Source organism: Kitasatospora sp. NPDC001660, from assembly GCF_053596725.1.
Genome location: NZ_JBSFGU010000013.1, coordinates 95,923 through 112,150, shown reverse-complemented (window position 1 = coordinate 112,150; position 16,228 = coordinate 95,923). Strand labels below are relative to the sequence as shown.

The window sequence follows — 16,228 nt, the reverse complement described above, 5'->3', positions numbered from 1 at the left end:
GAGATCCAAGGAGTAATTCCATGCCGCGTCCCACCAAGGGTGCCCGCCTCGGCGGCGGCCCGCACCACGAGCCGCTGCTGCTCGCCGGTCTGGCCCGTGAGCTGTTCCAGTACGGCCGCATCACCACCACCGAGGCCAAGGCCCGCCGCCTGCGCCCGCTGGCGGAGAAGCTGATCACCAAGGCGAAGAAGGGCGACATCCACAACCGTCGCCTGGTGCGCAAGACGATCACCGACATCGCCGTGCTGCACACCCTCTTCACCGAGATCGCGCCGCGCTACGAGAACCGCCCGGGTGGCTACACCCGTATCACCAAGATCGGTCCCCGTCGTGGCGACAACGCCCCGATGGCCGTGATCGAGCTGGTCGAGGCGCTGACCGTCGCGCAGACCGCCGTCGGCGAGGCCGAGGCCGCCACCAAGCGCGCCTCGAAGGAGGCTGCCGCTGAGAGCGCAGCCGCTGCCGTCGAGACCAAGGCCGACGAGGCCGAGGCCGCCGAGCAGGCCTGACACCTCTAGGTGTGTTGCGGGCCCGTTCTCCCAGCGATGGGGGAGCGGGCCCGTTCCTTGTTCTTCGAGGTCCACAGGAGAAGAGAAGCAGTGGTCAACGATTGCGCCGAGCAGCCGCCGGTGAAGGACGGCCCGGCCGACGGGTACGTCCGCGTCCGGCTCGATCTCGCCTACCACGGCGCCGAGTTCTCCGGCTGGGCCCGCCAGAAGGGCGGCCGCCGGACGGTCCAGGAGGAGATCGAGACCGCGCTGCAGATCGTCACCCGCAGCAGCGAGCTGTTCCCGCTGACCGTGGCCGGCCGCACCGACGCCGGTGTCCACGCGCGCGGCCAGGTCGCGCACGTCGACCTGCCGGCCGAGCTGTGGGAGGCGCACCGCGAGAAGCTGCTGCGCAGGCTGGCCGGGCGGCTGCCGGGGGACGTCCGGATCTACCGGGTCGGCGAGGCGCCGGCCGGGTTCGACGCGCGCTTCTCGGCGATCTGGCGCCGCTACGCCTACCGCGTGGCCGACCACCCGGGCGGGGTGGACCCGCTGCTGCGCGGGCACGTGCTCTGGCACGACCGGCCGCTCGACCTCGACCGGATGAACGAGGCCGCGAAGCTGCTGCTCGGCGAGCACGACTTCGCCGCGTACTGCAAGAAGCGCGAGGGCGCGACCACCATCCGCACCCTGCTGGAGCTGCACTGGGACCGCGTCCCGGTGGACACCTACGCGGCCCAGGAGGGCTCGCTCGCGGTCGCCACCGTCCGCGCCGACGCGTTCTGCCACAACATGGTCCGGGCGCTGGTCGGCGCGATGCTGCTGGTCGGCGACGGGCACCGGCCGGTGGAGTTCCCCGGCGAGGTGCTGGCCGGCGGGGTGCGCAACTCGGCCGTCAACGTGATCCGGCCGTACGGGCTCACCCTGGAGGAGGTCGGCTATCCGCCGGACGACCGGCTCGCCGAGCGCAACCGCCAGGCCCGGCGGCTGCGGACCCTGCCCGGGCAGCCGGCCGCCGGGTAATCCGTTTGGGCCAGGGGCGTCCGCTTGCGACAATCGCTCCCATGGGACACGTCGAGATTTCGCACCTTGAGTACTACCTGCCGGACGGGCGGGTGCTGTTCGACGACGCGTCCTTCCGGGTCGGCGAGGGCGCCGCGGTCGCCCTCGTGGGGGCCAACGGCGCCGGCAAGACGACGCTGCTGCGCATGATCGCGGGCGACCTCCAGCCGCACGGCGGCTCGGTGACGATCAGCGGCGGGCTCGGCGTGATGCGCCAGTTCGTCGGCACCACCGGCCGCGAGGACCAGGCGTCCACCCCCGGCGCGCTGCCGGCCGACGCCTCCGTCCGGGACCTGCTGGTGTCCGTCGCCCCCGAGCGGATAGCGGTGGCCGCCCGCGCGGTGGACGCCGCCGAGCTCGCGATGATCGCGCAGGACGACGAGAAGACCCAGATGGCCTACGCCCAGGCGCTCTCCGACTGGGCCGACGTCGGCGGCTACGACTACGAGACCGACTGGGACGTCTGCACCATGGCGGCTCTCGGCGTGCCCTTCGACAAGGCCCAGTGGCGCGGCCTGAACACCCTCTCCGGCGGCGAGCAGAAGCGGCTCGTCCTTGAGGCGCTGCTGCGCGGCCCGGAGGAGGTGCTCCTCCTCGACGAGCCGGACAACTACCTGGACGTCCCCGGCAAGCGCTGGCTGGAGGAGGCCATCAAGGCCACCTCGAAGACCGTCCTGTACATCTCGCACGACCGCGAGCTGCTCTCCAGGACCGCCAACAAGATCATCGCCGTCGAGTCCGGCGCGGCCGGCAGCAGCGTCTGGGTGCACGGCGGCGGCTTCGACACCTTCCACGAGGCCCGCAAGGCCCGCTTCGAGCGCTTCGAGGAGCTGCGCCGCCGCTGGGACGAGGAGCACGCCAAGCTCAAGAAGCTGGTCGTCACCCTGCGTCAGGCCGCCGCCGTCAGCCACGAGATGGCCTCCCGCTACGCCGCCGCCCAGACCCGGCTGAAGAAGTTCGAGGACGCCGGCCCGCCGGAGGCGCCGCCGCGCGAGCAGACCATCACCATGCGGCTCAAGGGCGGGCGCACCGGCGTGCGCGCGTTCACCATGGAGCAGCTGGAGCTCACCGGCCTGATGCAGCCCTTCGACCTGGAGGTCTACTACGGCGAGCGGATCGGGGTGCTCGGCGCCAACGGCGCGGGCAAGTCGCACCTCCTGCGGCTGCTGGCCGGCGACGAGACGGTCGCGCACACGGGGGCGTGGAAGCTCGGCGCCCGGGTCGTACCGGGCCACTTCCGGCAGACGCACGCCCATCCGGAGCTGTTCGGCCGCACCGTGCGCTCGATCGTCGAGGAGGAGCACGCGCTCAGCCGCGGCGCGGCGATGGGCGCGCTGCGCCGCTACGAGCTGGACCGTCAGGAGGAGCAGAAGTTCGAGTCGCTGTCCGGCGGCCAGCAAGCCCGGCTGATGATCCTCAAGCTCGAACTCTCCGGTGTGACGGCCCTGTTGCTCGACGAGCCGACCGACAACCTGGACCTGGAGAGCGCCGAGGCGCTGCAGGCCGGGCTGGAGGCCTTCGACGGCACGGTGCTGTGCGTCACCCACGACCGCTGGTTCGCCAGGACCTTCGACCGCTTCCTGGTGTTCGGGGCCGACGGCCGGGTGTACGAGTCGCCCGAGCCGGTCTGGGACGTCACGCGGGTCGAGCGCGAACGCTGAGTGATGGGCGGGCGGGTGCCGAGGGATTTTTGACCCCTTCCCGCCCGCCCGGTAACCTGGACGCTTGATGTGCGTATTGGCTCGCTCTATCTCACGTGAGAGGTCGGTACGCCGGAGACATCAGGTCGACGACCAGCGGTCCCCCTTGAATTGCGTCCAAGGTTGGCCAGGCTGCTCTTCCGTCCGGGTGCTCCTGTCAGGACTCACTCACTGAAAAGCGAAGGCTACGACCGTGCGTACGTACAGCCCCAAGCCCGGCGACGTCCAGCGTCAGTGGCACGTCATCGACGCGACCGACGTCGTGCTCGGCCGCCTGGCTTCCCAGGCCGCCAACCTCCTCCGGGGCAAGCACAAGGCGATCTACGCGCCGCACGTTGACACTGGTGACTTCGTCATCATCATCAACGCCGACAAGGTGCACCTGTCCGGTAACAAGAAGACCCAGAAGCTGGCCTACCGCCACTCGGGCTTCCCGGGCGGTCTGCGCTCGGTGCGCTACGACGACCTGCTGGCGAACAACCCCGAGAAGGCCGTCGAGAAGGCCATCAAGGGCATGATCCCCAAGAACAGCCTGGGCCGTCAGATGCTCTCGAAGCTGAAGGTCTACTCGGGCGACCAGCACCCGCACGCTGCCCAGCAGCCGGTGCCGTTCGAGATCACCCAGGTCGCGCAGTAATTCGGCCACCAAGCCCCCCAACACTGAAAAGAGCTGAGGAACACCGTGGCCGAGACCACTGAAACCCTTGAGGTCGACTTCGACGAGACCGTCGAGGGCGAGTACACCTCCGAGGAGAGCTACACCTCCGAGTCGCTGGCCGGCCGCTTCGGCGAGGCCATCCCGGGCGCCGGCCTCGGCCGTCGCAAGGAGGCGATCGCCCGCGTGCGCATCGTCCCCGGCACCGGCCAGTGGAAGATCAACGGTCGCACCCTGGAGAACTACTTCCCCAACAAGGTGCACCAGCAGACCGTGAACGAGCCCTTCAAGCTCCTGGAGCTTGACGGCCGTTACGACGTCATCGCCCGCATCACCGGCGGTGGCGTCTCCGGCCAGGCCTACGCGCTGCGCCTCGGCGTGGCCCGTGCCCTGAACGAGGCCGACGTGGACAACAACCGCGGCGCGCTGAAGAAGGCCGGCTTCCTGACCCGTGACGCCCGCGCCGTCGAGCGCAAGAAGGCCGGTCTGAAGAAGGCCCGCAAGGCGCCGCAGTACAGCAAGCGCTAATCGCGTCCCAGGGGGGTGCGTTCCGCTCTGGCGGCGCCGCCCCCTTGGTTGCGCAACCGTCGCCCCGGAGTACCACGTGTACTCCGGGGCGACGCGTTCCCCGGCTACTGTGCGGCGGCCGGGGACCGAGTGGACTTCCGGGACTGGTTGATGGAGGACGGGACAGTGGGACGACTCTTCGGTACGGACGGCGTGCGCGGGGTGGCCAACGAGGGCCTGACGGCGGAGCTCGCGCTCGGCCTGTCGGTCGCGGCGGCCCACGTGCTCGGCGAGGCCGGCGCCTTCGACGGCCACCGGCCGGTCGCGGTGGTCGGCCGCGACCCGCGGGCGTCGGGCGAGTTCCTGGAGGCCGCGGTCATCGCGGGCCTGGCCAGCTCCGGCGTCGACGTGCTGCGCGTCGGCGTGCTGCCCACCCCGGCCGTGGCGTACCTGACCGGGGCGCTCGGCGCCGACTTCGGCGTGATGCTCTCCGCCAGCCACAACGCGATGCCGGACAACGGCATCAAGTTCCTCGCCCGCGGCGGCCACAAGCTGGACGACACGATCGAGGACGCGATCGAGGCCCACTACCGCGCCCACGCCCTCGGCGGCGAGGAGTGGAACCGTCCGACCGGCGCGGCCGTCGGCCGGGTGCGCGAGTACACCGAGGGCTTCGACAAGTACGTCGCCCACCTGATCGGCGTCCTGCCCAACCGGCTGGACGGCATCAAGGTGGTCATCGACGGCGCCCACGGCGCCGCCGCCTACGTCGCCCCCGAGGCCTTCGCCCGGGCCGGCGCCGAGGTCGTCCACACCCTGGGGGCGGAGCCCACCGGTCTCAACATCAACGACGGCGTCGGCTCCACCCACCTGGACCGGCTGCGCACCGCGATGAAGGAGTACAAGGCCGACCTCGGCATCGCCCTCGACGGCGACGCCGACCGTTGCCTGGCCGCCGACGCCGACGGCAACGAGGTGGACGGCGACCAGATCATCGCCATCCTCGCCGTCGCCATGAAGGAGGCCGGCACCCTGCGCCGCAACACCGCGGTCGCCACCGTGATGTCCAACCTCGGCTTCAAGCTGGCGATGGAGCGCGAGGGCGTCGACCTGGTGGAGACCGCCGTCGGCGACCGCTACGTGCTGGAGGCGATGAAGGAGCACGGCTTCGCGCTGGGCGGCGAGCAGTCCGGCCACGTCATCCTGCTGGACCACGCCACCACCGGCGACGGCACCCTGACCGGCCTGATGCTGGGCGCCCGCCTGGCCGCCACCAAGCAGCCGCTGGCCGACCTGGCCGCCGTGATGACCCGGCTGCCGCAGGTGCTGATCAACGTCAAGGGCGTCGACAAGAGCCGAGTGAGGACCAGCGCCGAGCTGGCCGCCGCGGTCGCCGAGGCCGAGGCCGAGCTGGGCTCCACCGGCCGGGTGCTGCTGCGCCCGTCGGGCACCGAGCCGCTGGTCCGCGTCATGGTCGAGGCCGCGGACGCCGTCCAGGCCGAGGGCGTCGCGGCGCGGCTGGCCGAGGCCGTGCGGACGCACCTGGGCTGAGCCCGGACGTGACGATGGCCCCCGCCGCCCCTTGAACTCAAGGGGGCGGTGGGGGCCATCGGGCGTTTCGGGGTTCCCGGGTTCCGGGGTTTCGGGGGGTCAGAGCTTCCGCAGCAGTGCCCGTCGGACCTTGTGGTCCGGGCCCTTCTGCAGGACCAGGGTGGCCCGGCCCCGGGTCGGAAGCACGTTCTCCAGCAGGTTGGGCTTGTTGATGGTGCGCCAGACCTGCCGGCCGTACTCCATCGCCTCCTCCTCCGGCACCTCGGTGAAGCGGCGGAAGTAGGAGTTCGGGTCCTGGAAGGCGGTCTCGCGCAGCTTGCGGAAGCGGTCCAGGTACCAGTGCTCGATGTCGTCGGTGCGGGCGTCGACGTAGATCGAGAAGTCGAAGTAGTCGGCCACCGCCAGGCGGGTCCGGCCGTCGTTGCCGGGCAGGGCGGGCTGGAGCACGTTCAGGCCCTCGACGATCAGGATGTCCGGGCGCTCCACCGTGAGCCGCTCGTCGGGCACGATGTCGTACACCAGGTGCGAGTAGACCGGGGCGCTGACGCGGTCCTTGCCCGCCTTCACGTCCGCGACGAAACGCATCAGCGCGCGGCGGTCGTACGACTCGGGAAAGCCCTTGCGGGCCATCAGGCCGCGCCGGCGCAGCTCGGCGTTGCGCAGCAGGAAGCCGTCGGTGGTGACCAGCTCGACCCGCGGGTGCTCGGGCCAGCGGGCCAGCAGGGCCTGGAGCAGTCGGGCGGTGGTCGACTTGCCGACCGCGACGGAGCCGGCCACGCCGATGATGAACGGCGTGCGGGTGCGCTCGGTGTCCGGCGTGTCGAGGAAGGTGCCCAGCGCGCCGCGCAGCTCGTGCGTGGCGTGGATGTACAGGTTCAGCAGCCGGGACAGCGGCAGGTAGACGTCGCGCACCTCGTCCAGGTCGAGCGCGGTGCCGAGGCCGCGTAGCCGTTCGACCTCCTCGGCGGTCAGCGGCAGCGGCGTACGCTCGCGCAGGGCGCTCCACTCGGCCCGGCTGAGGTCCACGTAGGGGGACGGTGACGGGCCGGGAGTGGTGGCGCCCCGCGTACAGAGTTCGGTCAGCACATGCTCCATTGTGAGCCGTTGCGGCGTTCACGGTGGTTGTGGTGTCGGTCACGCAGTGTTCGCGAAAGGTGGGAAAACGGCCCCAGACCCGCCCTTATGCTGGCACGCATGTGCGGAATTGTTGGATACGTGGGCGCGCAGTCCGCCCTCGACGTAGTAATCGCAGGCCTGCAGCGGCTGGAGTACCGGGGCTACGACTCGGCCGGCGTCGCTGTGCAGGTCCAGGACTCCGCCGGGCAGTGGAGCCTGGCCACCGACAAGCGGGCCGGCAAGCTCGCCAACCTGGAGAAGTCGCTCGCCGAGACCCCTCTGCCCGGCGGCACCACCGGCATCGGTCACACCCGCTGGGCCACCCACGGGGGTCCGACGGACGCCAACGCCCACCCCCACCTGGACGACGACGGCCGCGTGGCCGTCGTGCACAACGGCATCATCGAGAACTTCGCCCAGCTGCGCGCCGAGATCGCCGAGCGCGGCCACACCCTGCGCTCCGAGACCGACACCGAGGTCGTGGCGCACCTGCTCGGCGAGGCGTACCAGGGCGACCTCGCGGAGGCCATGCGGGTGGTCTGCCGCCGGCTGGACGGCGCCTTCACCCTCGTCGCCGTGCACGCCGACGCGCCGGAGGTCGTCGTCGGCGCACGCCGCAACTCGCCGCTGGTCGTCGGGCGCGGCGAGGGCGAGAACTTCCTCGCCTCGGACGTCGCCGCGTTCATCGCGCACACCCGCGAGGCCGTCGAGCTCGGCCAGGACCAGGTCGTCGAGCTGCGCCGGGACGGCGTGACCGTCACGAACTTCGACGGCACGCCGGCCGAGGTGCGCGAGTACCACGTCGACTGGGACGCCTCCGCCGCCGAGAAGGGCGGCTACGACTACTTCATGCTCAAGGAGATCGCCGAGCAGCCGAAGGCCGTCGCCGACACCCTCCTCGGCCGGATCGGCACCGACGGCCGGCTGACCCTCGACGAGCTGCGCATCTCCGACGCCGACCTGCGCTCCGTCGACAAGGTCGTCATCGTCGCGTGCGGCACCGCCTTCCACGCCGGCATGATCGCCAAGTACGCGATCGAGCACTGGACCCGCATCCCCTGCGAGGTCGAGGTCGCCTCGGAGTTCCGCTACCGCGACCCGATCATGGGCCCGGGCACGCTGGTCATCGCGATCTCGCAGTCCGGCGAGACCATGGACACCCTGATGGCCCTGCGGCACGCCCGCGAGCAGGGCGCCAAGGTGCTGGCGATCTGCAACACCAACGGCTCGACGATCCCGCGCGAGTCGGACGCGGTGCTGTACACGCACGCCGGGCCGGAGGTCGCCGTCGCGTCCACCAAGGCGTTCCTCACCCAGCTGGTCGCCTGCTACCTGGTCGCCCTGTACCTGGGTCAGGTCCGCGGCACCAAGTGGGGCGACGAGATCTTCACGATCATCCGCGAGCTCGGCGACGCGCCGAAGCAGGTCGAGCAGGTGCTGGAGACGATGGAGCCGGTGCGCGAGCTGGCCCGGTCGCTGGCCGACGCCCGCTCGGTGCTGTTCCTCGGCCGCCACGTCGGCTTCCCGGTGGCCCTGGAGGGCGCGCTCAAGCTCAAGGAGCTCGCCTACATGCACGCCGAGGGCTTCGCGGCCGGCGAGCTGAAGCACGGGCCGATCGCGCTCATCGAGGAGGGGCTGCCGGTCGTGGTGGTCGTGCCCTCGCCGCGCGGGCGTTCGATCCTGCACGACAAGATCGTGTCCAACATCCAGGAGATCCGCGCCCGTGGCGCCCGGACCATCGTGATCGCCGAGGAGGGCGACGAGGCGGTCGTGCCGTACGCCGACCACCTGATCCGCATCCCGGTCACCCCCACGCTGCTCCAGCCGCTGGTGTCCACCGTCCCGCTGCAGGTCTTCGCCTGCGAGCTGGCCACGGCCAAGGGCCACGAGGTCGACCAGCCGCGCAACCTGGCGAAGTCGGTCACCGTCGAGTAGTGGCGGCGTGGTGCCCCTGCGGTGGCTGTGCCCTACCGCAGGGGCGCCGTGTCGAGCGTGAAGGAGAAGGGGGCGGGCAGGTCGATCGACTTGCCGAAGGGGACCTCGTTGCGGGCCACGTAGTCGTCCCCCTTGGGTTCAGTGAACAGCGTGACCATGCCTTTGCCGCGGTCGATCAGGAGGTAGCAGGGGATGCCGGCAGAGGCGTAGCCCCGGCGCTTTTGCTCGCGGTCCTTGATCGGGTTGGTCGATGTCACCTCGAAGACCAGCAGCACGCCGGACGGGTCCGCCCAGGAATCGGCGTTCAGGAAGTGACCGACCGGGCTGATGGTGCCGTCGGGAATGAACCGGCCGGTCGGCACGATCAGGCCCTTATTGCCGGAAAGGTCGAACTCGACCTCGGCCTTGCGCATGAACTGCCGATTGAGCAGCGAGAACGCGGTCTCGTGCTCTCCGTCCGGCGGCGGTGTCACGACAATGTCCCCTTCGATGAGCTCGGCCTTGAAGCCCGGCGGAGTGTCCAGCCGCAGGAATGCCTGGAGGACTTCCTCCGGGTTCGCTGAGCGCTCGACTGCTGGCATGGCGACCATGGCCCTTCTCCCTCCTGTGGGTCCCGAGCCACACGGTAGGCGTACGGACCGACACCGGCGGGGGATCGAAGTGGTTGTCACCCGAAAGTGTGCCGCAGACCGGGCCGGGGCGGGCGTAGCGTCGGCGGTAGCCGACTGCTGAAGGAGCCCCCGTATGCGTCACGCCCATCGTGTTGAAGTGGTCCGGGCCGCCGAAGGCGAGCTGATGGCCCGGCTGCCCGAGGGGACGCTGATGCAGCGCGCGGCCGCGGGGCTCGCGGCGACGTGCGCGCGGCTGCTGACGGGGCGCCGGGGGCGGGTGTACGGCAGCCGGGTGGTGGTGCTCGCGGGCAGTGGGGACAACGGGGGTGACGCCCTGTACGCCGCGGCCGCGCTGGCCCGGCGCGGTGCGCGGGTGACGGCGGTGCTGCTCGCGCCCGAGCGGGCGCACGCGGGCGGGCTGGCCGCGGTGCGGGCGGCGCGCGGGCGGGTGGTCGTGGAGCAGGAAGTCGGCCTGGCCGACTTCTCGCGCGCGGACCTGGTGCTGGACGGGATCGTCGGCATCGGCGGCCGCGGCGGGCTGCGGGCCGAGGCCCGGCCCTACGCGGAGGCCGCGCGGCGCGGGCTCGTGGTGGCCGTGGACCTGCCGAGCGGGGTGGACGCCGACACCGGCGCGGTGCCGGGGGCCGCGCTGCGGGCTGACGTCACGGTCTGCTTCGGGACGTACAAGCCGGGCCTGCTGGTCGATCCGGGTGCCTCGTACGCGGGGACCGTCCAGCTCGTCGGGATCGGGCTGGAGCTGCCGGCGCCGGACGTGTCCGCCCTGCAGCACGCGGACGTGGCGGCGCTGCTGCCCGAACCGGGCGTCGAGAGCGACAAGTACCGGCGCGGAGTCGTCGGCGTGGCGGCCGGCTCCGCGACGTACCCCGGTGCGGCGGTGCTGGCCGTCGCCGGGGCGCTGCGCGGTGGCGCGGGGGCCGTCCGGTACGTCGGCGCGGCGGCCGAGGAGGTGGTGCGGCGCTTCCCGGAGACGCTGGTGACCGAGGGCGGGCCGCACGGGGCCGGGCGGGTGCAGGCCTGGGTGGTCGGCCCGGGCGGCGGCGAGACCGCACGGCAGGCACTGGCCGAGGCGCTGGCGAGCGACGTCCCGGTGCTGGTGGACGCGGACGGGCTGACCGAGCTGGGCCGCCTCGGCCCGGACGCCCTGGCCGGCCGGACGGCGCCCACCCTGCTCACCCCGCACACCGGCGAGGCCGCCCGGCTGCTCGCGGGCGCCGACGGCACGCCGCCCCCGGCGGCCGACGACCTGGCCGCCACCCGCCTGGCCACCGCGCGCCGACTGGCCGGCGCGTACCGCGCGACGGTCCTGCTCAAGGGCTCCACGACGGTGGTCGCCGACCCGGGTGGCGCGGTCCGGGTCAACCCGACCGGCACCTCCTGGCTGGCGACCGCGGGCAGCGGCGACGTCCTGGCGGGCCTCGCCGGCTCGCTGCTCGCCACCGGCCTCGCGCCCCTGGACGCCGCGTCGGTCGCGGCCTACCTGCACGGCCTGGCGGGCCGCCACGCGGCCGGCGAGCCCGGCGCGCCGGTGACGGCGGTGGCGGTGGCGCAGGCGCTGCCGGCGGTGTGGCGGGACGTGCGGGCGGGGTAGCCGGGGGCGGTTCGGTGGGTTTGCGGCCGGCGGGTGTCTGAAGGGAGGCGGCCCGGGGGCGGTGGGAAGCGGAACCGGGAGCGCCGGGGTGGGCGTCCGGAACAGCGGAGAGCCGGTCCGGCGCAGGTCGGAGCAGCGGGTGGACGGCGGCCGTGGGGCGCCGCGCCGACGGCCCGTTCGGCGAGGACTCCGGGACGTCTGGGAGACTGACCCTGATGACAACTGCGAAGACGGCCGGCTCGGCCACCCTCACCGACGGCGTACGGGCCGAGGCGACCATCGATCTGGGCGCCCTGCGCGGCAACCTCGCCGCGCTGCGCGAACGCGTCGCAAGCGCGGCGGTGATGCTCGCGGTCAAGGCGGACGCCTACGGCCACGGCGCGGTCGCGTGTGCCCGGGAGGCGGTCGCGAACGGGGTCGGCTGGCTGGGCTGCGCGACGCCCGAGGAGGCGCTGGCGCTGCGGGCCGCGGGCATCGGCCCCGAGCAGGCCCGCATCCTGTGCTGGCTGTGGACCCCGGGCGGTCCGTGGCGGCAGGCGCTCCTCTCCGACCTGGACATCTCGGTCAGCGGCCGGTGGGCGCTCGACGAGCTGCTCCCCGTGGTCCGCGAGACCGGCGTCCCCGCCCGCGTGCACCTGAAGGCGGACACCGGCCTCGGCCGCAACGGCTGCCAGCCGCAGGACTGGCCGGCCCTGGTCGACGCCGCCCGCCGCGCCGAGGCCGAGGGGCTGCTCACGGTCGTCGGCATCTGGTCGCACTTCGCCGCCGCGGACGAACCCGGGCACCCGTCGATCCAGGCCCAGTTGGACGCCTTCCACACCGCGCTCGCGTACGCGGAGGCCGCCGGGCTGCGCCCCGAGGTGCGGCACCTGGCGAACTCGCCGGCCACGCTGCTGCTGCCGCAGACGCACTTCGACCTGGTCCGTACCGGCCTGGCCGCGTACGGGCTGTCGCCGGTGCCCGAGGTGGGCTCGCCGGCCGACTTCGGGCTGCGCCCGGTGATGGCGCTGACGGCGCGGCTCGCACTGGTGAAGCACGTGCCGGGCGGGCACGGGGTCAGCTACGGCCACCACTACACCACCCCCGGGCCGACCACGCTGGGGCTCGTCCCGGTGGGCTACGGCGACGGTGTCCCGCGGCACGCGAGCGGCACCGGGCCGGTGCAGATCGGCGGCAAGTGGCGCACGGTGGCGGGCCGGGTCGCGATGGACCAGTTCGTCGTGGACCTCGGCGGCGACACCCCGGCGGTCGGCGACGAGGTGCTGCTGTTCGGCAACGGCGAGCGTGGCGAGCCGACCGCGGAGGACTGGGCCCGGGCCTGCGGCACCATCTCGTACGAGATCGTGACCCGGATCGGCGCTCGGGTGCCGCGCCGCCACCTCGACGGTACGGGCGCCGCATGAGCGAGTGCAGCGAGGTCATCGTTGAGGGGTGCGGGTTTCGCGAAGTGACCGTCGAGCGAAGCGAGGCGGGCGCATGAGCGAGGACGGCCCGGTCGAGGCGGTCGCGAAGGCGGCGTCCGGGGTGAGCCGGGCGGGTGTGATCGGGATCTCGGTCGGCGTGCTGGCGGCCGGGGCCGCGGCCGGTGTGGCGATCGAACGGCTGACGGTCGGCCGGGCGACCCGCCGCCGGGCCCGGGCCGAGCTGGATGCCGGCGCCCCGTACGGCTCGCTGCGCGGGCGCTCGCGGACGGTGGCCGCGCCGGACGGCACCGAGCTCTACGTCGAGCTGGACGGCACCGGCTGGGACGGTCCGGACGGGAACGTCCCCGGGGCCGAGCCGCTGACCGTGGTGTTCAGTCACGGCTACTGCCTGAACCAGGACAGCTGGCACTTCCAGCGCGCCGCGCTGCAGGAGGGCGTGCGGCTGGTCTTCTGGGACCATCGCAGCCACGGCCGTTCGGAGCGTTCCCGCTCCTACCTGGCGGGGGAGCCCGCCAGCATCGACCAGTTGGGCGGGGACCTCAAGGCGGTGATCGACGCCGTCGCGCCGACCGGGCCGCTGGTGCTGGTCGGCCACTCGATGGGCGGCATGACGGTGATGGCGCTGGCCGACCAGCACCCGGAGCTGTTCCGCGACCGCGTGGCCGGGGTGGCGCTGGTGGGCACGCTGGCCGGGAACTGGGACCAGGTCAGCCTGGGCCTGCCGTCGGCGGGCGCGAAGCTGTTCAAGCGGGTCGCGCCCGGGGTGGTGAAGCTGCTGGGCCGCCAGGTGGAGCTGGTGGAGGCGACCCGGCGGTTCGGTTCGGACGTCACGGCGGTCTTCTACCGGAGGTTCTCGTTCGGTTCGAAGGACGTCGACCCGGGCGTGGTGCGCTTCGCCGAGCAGCTGCTGGACGCCACGCCGATCGACGTCGTCGCCGAGTTCTACCCGGTGTTCGGCGCGCACGAGAAGACCGCCGCGCTGGCGGTCCTGAGCGGCCTGCCGGCGCTGGTGCTGGCCGGCGCCAGGGACCTCCTGACCCCGCCCGGGCACAGCGAGGCGATGGCCGAGCAGCTGCCCGGCGCCGAGCTGGTCCTGGTCGAGGGCGCCGGCCACCTGGTGATGCTGGAGCGCCCGGAGCTGGTGGACCGCCACCTGGCCGCGCTGCTCAGACAGGCCGCGGCCTTCGGCGGGGCCGCGGAGCCGCCGTCCTCCGCCGTCGATCCGGCCTGAGGGACCGGGCCCGGCACCGCGGCGCACGCCGCTGCGCGGATGTGGCACGGTAGCGGGGGCGGCCGGTGGTCGGCGCGCCCGGTACGGACCGAAGGGCAAGACACGCGCATGGGCTCGCACGCCACTCTCACCGTCCCCACCCCGGAGCGGATGGGCCGGCTCGGCCGGGAGCTGGCCGCGCTGCTGCGGCCGGGGGACCTGGTGCTCCTTTCGGGCGAGCTGGGCGCGGGCAAGACGACGCTGACCCGGGGCCTGGGGGAGGGGCTGCAGGTGCGCGGCGCGGTGACCTCGCCGACCTTCGTGATCGCCCGGGTGCACCCGTCGCTCGTGGGCGGCCCGGCGCTGGTGCACGTGGACGCGTACCGGCTGGGCGGGGACCTGGACGAGATGGAGGACCTCGACCTCGACGTCTCGCTGCCGGAGTCGGTGATCGTGGTCGAGTGGGGCGAGGGCAAGGTGGAGCGGCTGTCCGAGGACCGTCTGGAGGTGCGGATCGAGCGGGCGGTCGGGGACACCGCCGGCGAGGACCACGACCCGCGCCGGGTGCTGCTGACCGGCATCGGACCGCGCTGGGAGGGCGTCGAGCTGGCGAAGCTCGGGTAGGAGCTTCTCCGACACTTTCCCGACAGGCTGTCGGGAAAGTGTTGCGAGGGGGGCACCGGGCGTGATGGGATGGGTGCTGCGGTTAGGTCTGCCTAACTAGGGAGGCGCCATGTCGAGCACCACCCCCGCCCCGGAGCGCGCCGTGCGCGGCACCGGGGCCGGAGAGTCCGCCCGCTGCGCTCCGGGGGAGCCGATGCGGGCCCTGCTGGCCGCGTGTGCCGCGGCCGAGGCGGTGTCCACCCCGCCCGAACCGGAGCCGGGCCGGGCCGACGACGCCGGGACGGACGCGCCCCGCGCGGCCTGACCGGCGCGCCTCAGGCGACCACGACCACCTTGGTGTCCTTCGACGCGAAGTCCCACAGCAGCTGGCCGTCCTGGCGGGAGCTGCGGATGCCGCCGGTCTTGGCCTTCGGGTCGACGGTCGGCGTCGCGCCGTCCACCGCCGCGCTGAAGCCGAACACCACGCCGTTCTGCTGTGCGAAACGCACCACGTGCTCGATCTGCTTGCCGTCCGTCCCGGTGGTGCTCGGCGTGCGGCTGTACACCGGGTAGGCGCCGGGGGCCGGCTCGACCGTGCCCGGCGCGACCGGGAAGGCGGCGACCACCTGCGGGTTCTTCTTCGGATCGACCAGCCAGACGTAGTGGCCGGAGAGCGAGTAGACCACCCGCGTGCCGGTGCCCGAGGAGGCCGGCAGCGCCGGCGCCGTCGGGGTCGGGGTGGCGCTCGGCGCCGCGGACGTGGACGTGGCCGGTCCGCCGGCCGTCGCGGTGGCGGTCGGACGGGCGGCGCCCGCGCGGTCCTGAGCGCCGTTCGCCTGGAAGGCGAGCAGGCTCACGACCGCCAGGGCCCCCAGGGTCAGCCCCGTGACCACCACTCCAGGACCCATCTTCGCCACTGCCGCTCCCGCTGCCGTCCGCTGTACGTATCGCCCTAATCGTGCCAGGTCCCCGGCGCCGGTCGGCAGCGGCTCGGACGTGTGTTCCGTGTTGGTACGCCCTCTCGGTCAGCCGGTCGGCCCAACGTCGGTCTAACCTTGACCCCGTGCTGCTGCTCGCGTTCGACACCGCCACCCCCGCCGTCACCGCCGCCGTCCACGACGGCACGGCCGTCCTCGCCGAGACCGACCAGGTCGACGCCCGGCGCCACGGCGAACTGCTCCTGCCCGCCATCGACCGGGTGCTGCGGACGGCCGGCATCGACAAGCACCGGCTCACCGGCATCGCGGTCGGCGTCGGCCCGGGCCCGTACACCGGCCTGCGGGTCGGCCTGGTGACCGCCGCCGCGCTCGGCCACGCGCTCGGCCTGCCGGTGCACGGCGTCTGCACCCTGGACGCGATCGCCTTCCAGGCGCGCGCCGAGGGCCTGGCCGGGCAGCCGTTCACGGTGGCCACCGACGCGCGCCGCAAGGAGGTCTACTGGGCCTCGTACGACGCCGACGGCCACCGCACCGAGGGCCCCGGCGTGGACCGCCCGGCCGAGCTGTCGCCGCAGCCGCGTTCGGTCGGCGCCGGCGCGCTGCTCTACCCCGACTCCTTCCCGGGCGCGCACGGCCCCGAGCACGTCTCCGCCGGCGCCCTGGCCGGCTTCGCCGCCGCCGAGCTGGCCGCCGGGCGCGAACTGCTGCCGAACGTGCCGCTGTACCTGCGCCGCCCGGACGCCCAGGTGCCGGCCGCCTACAAGACCGTTCTGGGGGGCAAGGCGGTGCTCCCGGCGTGAACCACGGCACCACCCTGCG

At 73.2% G+C, this 16,228-nt stretch carries 16 protein-coding genes; 13 read left to right on the top strand and 3 right to left on the bottom strand.

All coding sequences use genetic code 11. The features are described from left to right. The first annotated feature begins 20 nt into the window (after positions 1 to 20). The 6 genes from rplQ to glmM all read left to right on the top strand — a co-directional run bounded on the left by rplQ (position 21) and on the right by glmM (position 5,963). Entirely contained in the window at positions 21 to 509 is a 489-nt protein-coding gene (rplQ, locus tag ACWCXH_RS16805) for a 50S ribosomal protein L17 (protein ID WP_449802185.1), read from the top strand. A gap of 90 nt (positions 510 to 599) precedes the next feature. Continuing rightward, positions 600 to 1,511: a tRNA pseudouridine(38-40) synthase TruA gene (gene truA, locus ACWCXH_RS16800; RefSeq protein WP_449802184.1), complete on the top strand. Its 912-nt coding sequence runs from the start codon at positions 600 to 602 to the stop codon at positions 1,509 to 1,511. A 41-nt stretch (positions 1,512 to 1,552) separates the two neighbouring features. Continuing rightward, positions 1,553 to 3,211, top strand: a complete 1,659-nt coding sequence (locus tag ACWCXH_RS16795) for an ABC-F family ATP-binding cassette domain-containing protein (RefSeq protein WP_449802183.1) — start codon at positions 1,553 to 1,555, stop codon at positions 3,209 to 3,211. Between the two features lie 232 nt (positions 3,212 to 3,443). Next, on the top strand, positions 3,444 to 3,887 hold the full coding sequence (gene rplM / locus ACWCXH_RS16790; RefSeq protein WP_030055846.1) for a 50S ribosomal protein L13: 444 nt from the start codon (positions 3,444 to 3,446) through the stop codon (positions 3,885 to 3,887). A gap of 45 nt (positions 3,888 to 3,932) precedes the next feature. Beyond that, the gene (gene rpsI / locus ACWCXH_RS16785) at positions 3,933 to 4,433 is read left to right on the top strand and encodes a 30S ribosomal protein S9 (protein WP_449802182.1); all 501 of its coding nucleotides are present in this window, start codon (positions 3,933 to 3,935) and stop codon (positions 4,431 to 4,433) included. A gap of 165 nt (positions 4,434 to 4,598) precedes the next feature. Beyond that, positions 4,599 to 5,963 carry a phosphoglucosamine mutase gene (gene glmM / locus ACWCXH_RS16780; protein WP_449802181.1) on the top strand — a complete coding sequence of 455 codons (1,365 nt, stop codon included), beginning with the start codon at positions 4,599 to 4,601 and terminating at the stop codon, positions 5,961 to 5,963. 99 nt (positions 5,964 to 6,062) lie between these two features. Here glmM and coaA read toward each other — a convergent pair whose 3' ends face one another. After that, the gene (gene coaA / locus ACWCXH_RS16775; protein WP_449802180.1) at positions 6,063 to 7,058 is read right to left on the bottom strand and encodes a type I pantothenate kinase; all 996 of its coding nucleotides are present in this window, start codon (positions 7,056 to 7,058) and stop codon (positions 6,063 to 6,065) included. Positions 7,059 to 7,157: 99 nt separating this feature from the next. Here coaA and glmS point away from each other — a divergent pair, with 99 nt between their 5' ends. Beyond that, positions 7,158 to 9,014, top strand: a complete 1,857-nt coding sequence (glmS, locus tag ACWCXH_RS16770; RefSeq protein ID WP_449802179.1) for a glutamine--fructose-6-phosphate transaminase (isomerizing) — start codon at positions 7,158 to 7,160, stop codon at positions 9,012 to 9,014. A gap of 32 nt (positions 9,015 to 9,046) precedes the next feature. Here the strand turns inward: glmS and ACWCXH_RS16765 are convergent, their stop codons facing one another. Further along, positions 9,047 to 9,604, bottom strand: coding sequence for a Uma2 family endonuclease (locus ACWCXH_RS16765; RefSeq protein WP_449802178.1), 558 nt, complete (start codon positions 9,602 to 9,604; stop codon positions 9,047 to 9,049). A gap of 154 nt (positions 9,605 to 9,758) precedes the next feature. Between ACWCXH_RS16765 and ACWCXH_RS16760 the strand changes: the two genes are divergently transcribed. The 5 genes from ACWCXH_RS16760 to ACWCXH_RS16740 all read left to right on the top strand — a co-directional run bounded on the left by ACWCXH_RS16760 (position 9,759) and on the right by ACWCXH_RS16740 (position 14,796). Next, positions 9,759 to 11,234 carry an NAD(P)H-hydrate dehydratase gene (locus ACWCXH_RS16760; RefSeq protein WP_449802177.1) on the top strand — a complete coding sequence of 492 codons (1,476 nt, stop codon included), beginning with the start codon at positions 9,759 to 9,761 and terminating at the stop codon, positions 11,232 to 11,234. Between the two features lie 215 nt (positions 11,235 to 11,449). After that, positions 11,450 to 12,637: an alanine racemase gene (gene alr, locus ACWCXH_RS16755; RefSeq protein ID WP_449802176.1), complete on the top strand. Its 1,188-nt coding sequence runs from the start codon at positions 11,450 to 11,452 to the stop codon at positions 12,635 to 12,637. A 73-nt stretch (positions 12,638 to 12,710) separates the two neighbouring features. Then, positions 12,711 to 13,889, top strand: a complete 1,179-nt coding sequence (locus ACWCXH_RS16750; protein ID WP_449802175.1) for an alpha/beta fold hydrolase — start codon at positions 12,711 to 12,713, stop codon at positions 13,887 to 13,889. 108 nt (positions 13,890 to 13,997) lie between these two features. Next, entirely contained in the window at positions 13,998 to 14,492 is a 495-nt protein-coding gene (gene tsaE, locus ACWCXH_RS16745) for a tRNA (adenosine(37)-N6)-threonylcarbamoyltransferase complex ATPase subunit type 1 TsaE (protein WP_449802174.1), read from the top strand. A gap of 109 nt (positions 14,493 to 14,601) precedes the next feature. Further along, a complete protein-coding gene (locus tag ACWCXH_RS16740; protein WP_449802173.1) occupies positions 14,602 to 14,796 on the top strand; it encodes a hypothetical protein in 195 nt (64 codons plus the stop codon). Positions 14,797 to 14,806: 10 nt separating this feature from the next. Here the strand turns inward: ACWCXH_RS16740 and ACWCXH_RS16735 are convergent, their stop codons facing one another. After that, positions 14,807 to 15,379: a hypothetical protein gene (locus tag ACWCXH_RS16735; RefSeq protein WP_449802246.1), complete on the bottom strand. Its 573-nt coding sequence runs from the start codon at positions 15,377 to 15,379 to the stop codon at positions 14,807 to 14,809. 155 nt (positions 15,380 to 15,534) lie between these two features. On the opposite strand from ACWCXH_RS16735, the gene tsaB reads away from it, so the two are divergent. Beyond that, positions 15,535 to 16,209 carry a tRNA (adenosine(37)-N6)-threonylcarbamoyltransferase complex dimerization subunit type 1 TsaB gene (gene tsaB / locus ACWCXH_RS16730; protein ID WP_449802172.1) on the top strand — a complete coding sequence of 225 codons (675 nt, stop codon included), beginning with the start codon at positions 15,535 to 15,537 and terminating at the stop codon, positions 16,207 to 16,209. The last annotated feature ends 19 nt before the right edge of the window (positions 16,210 to 16,228 follow it).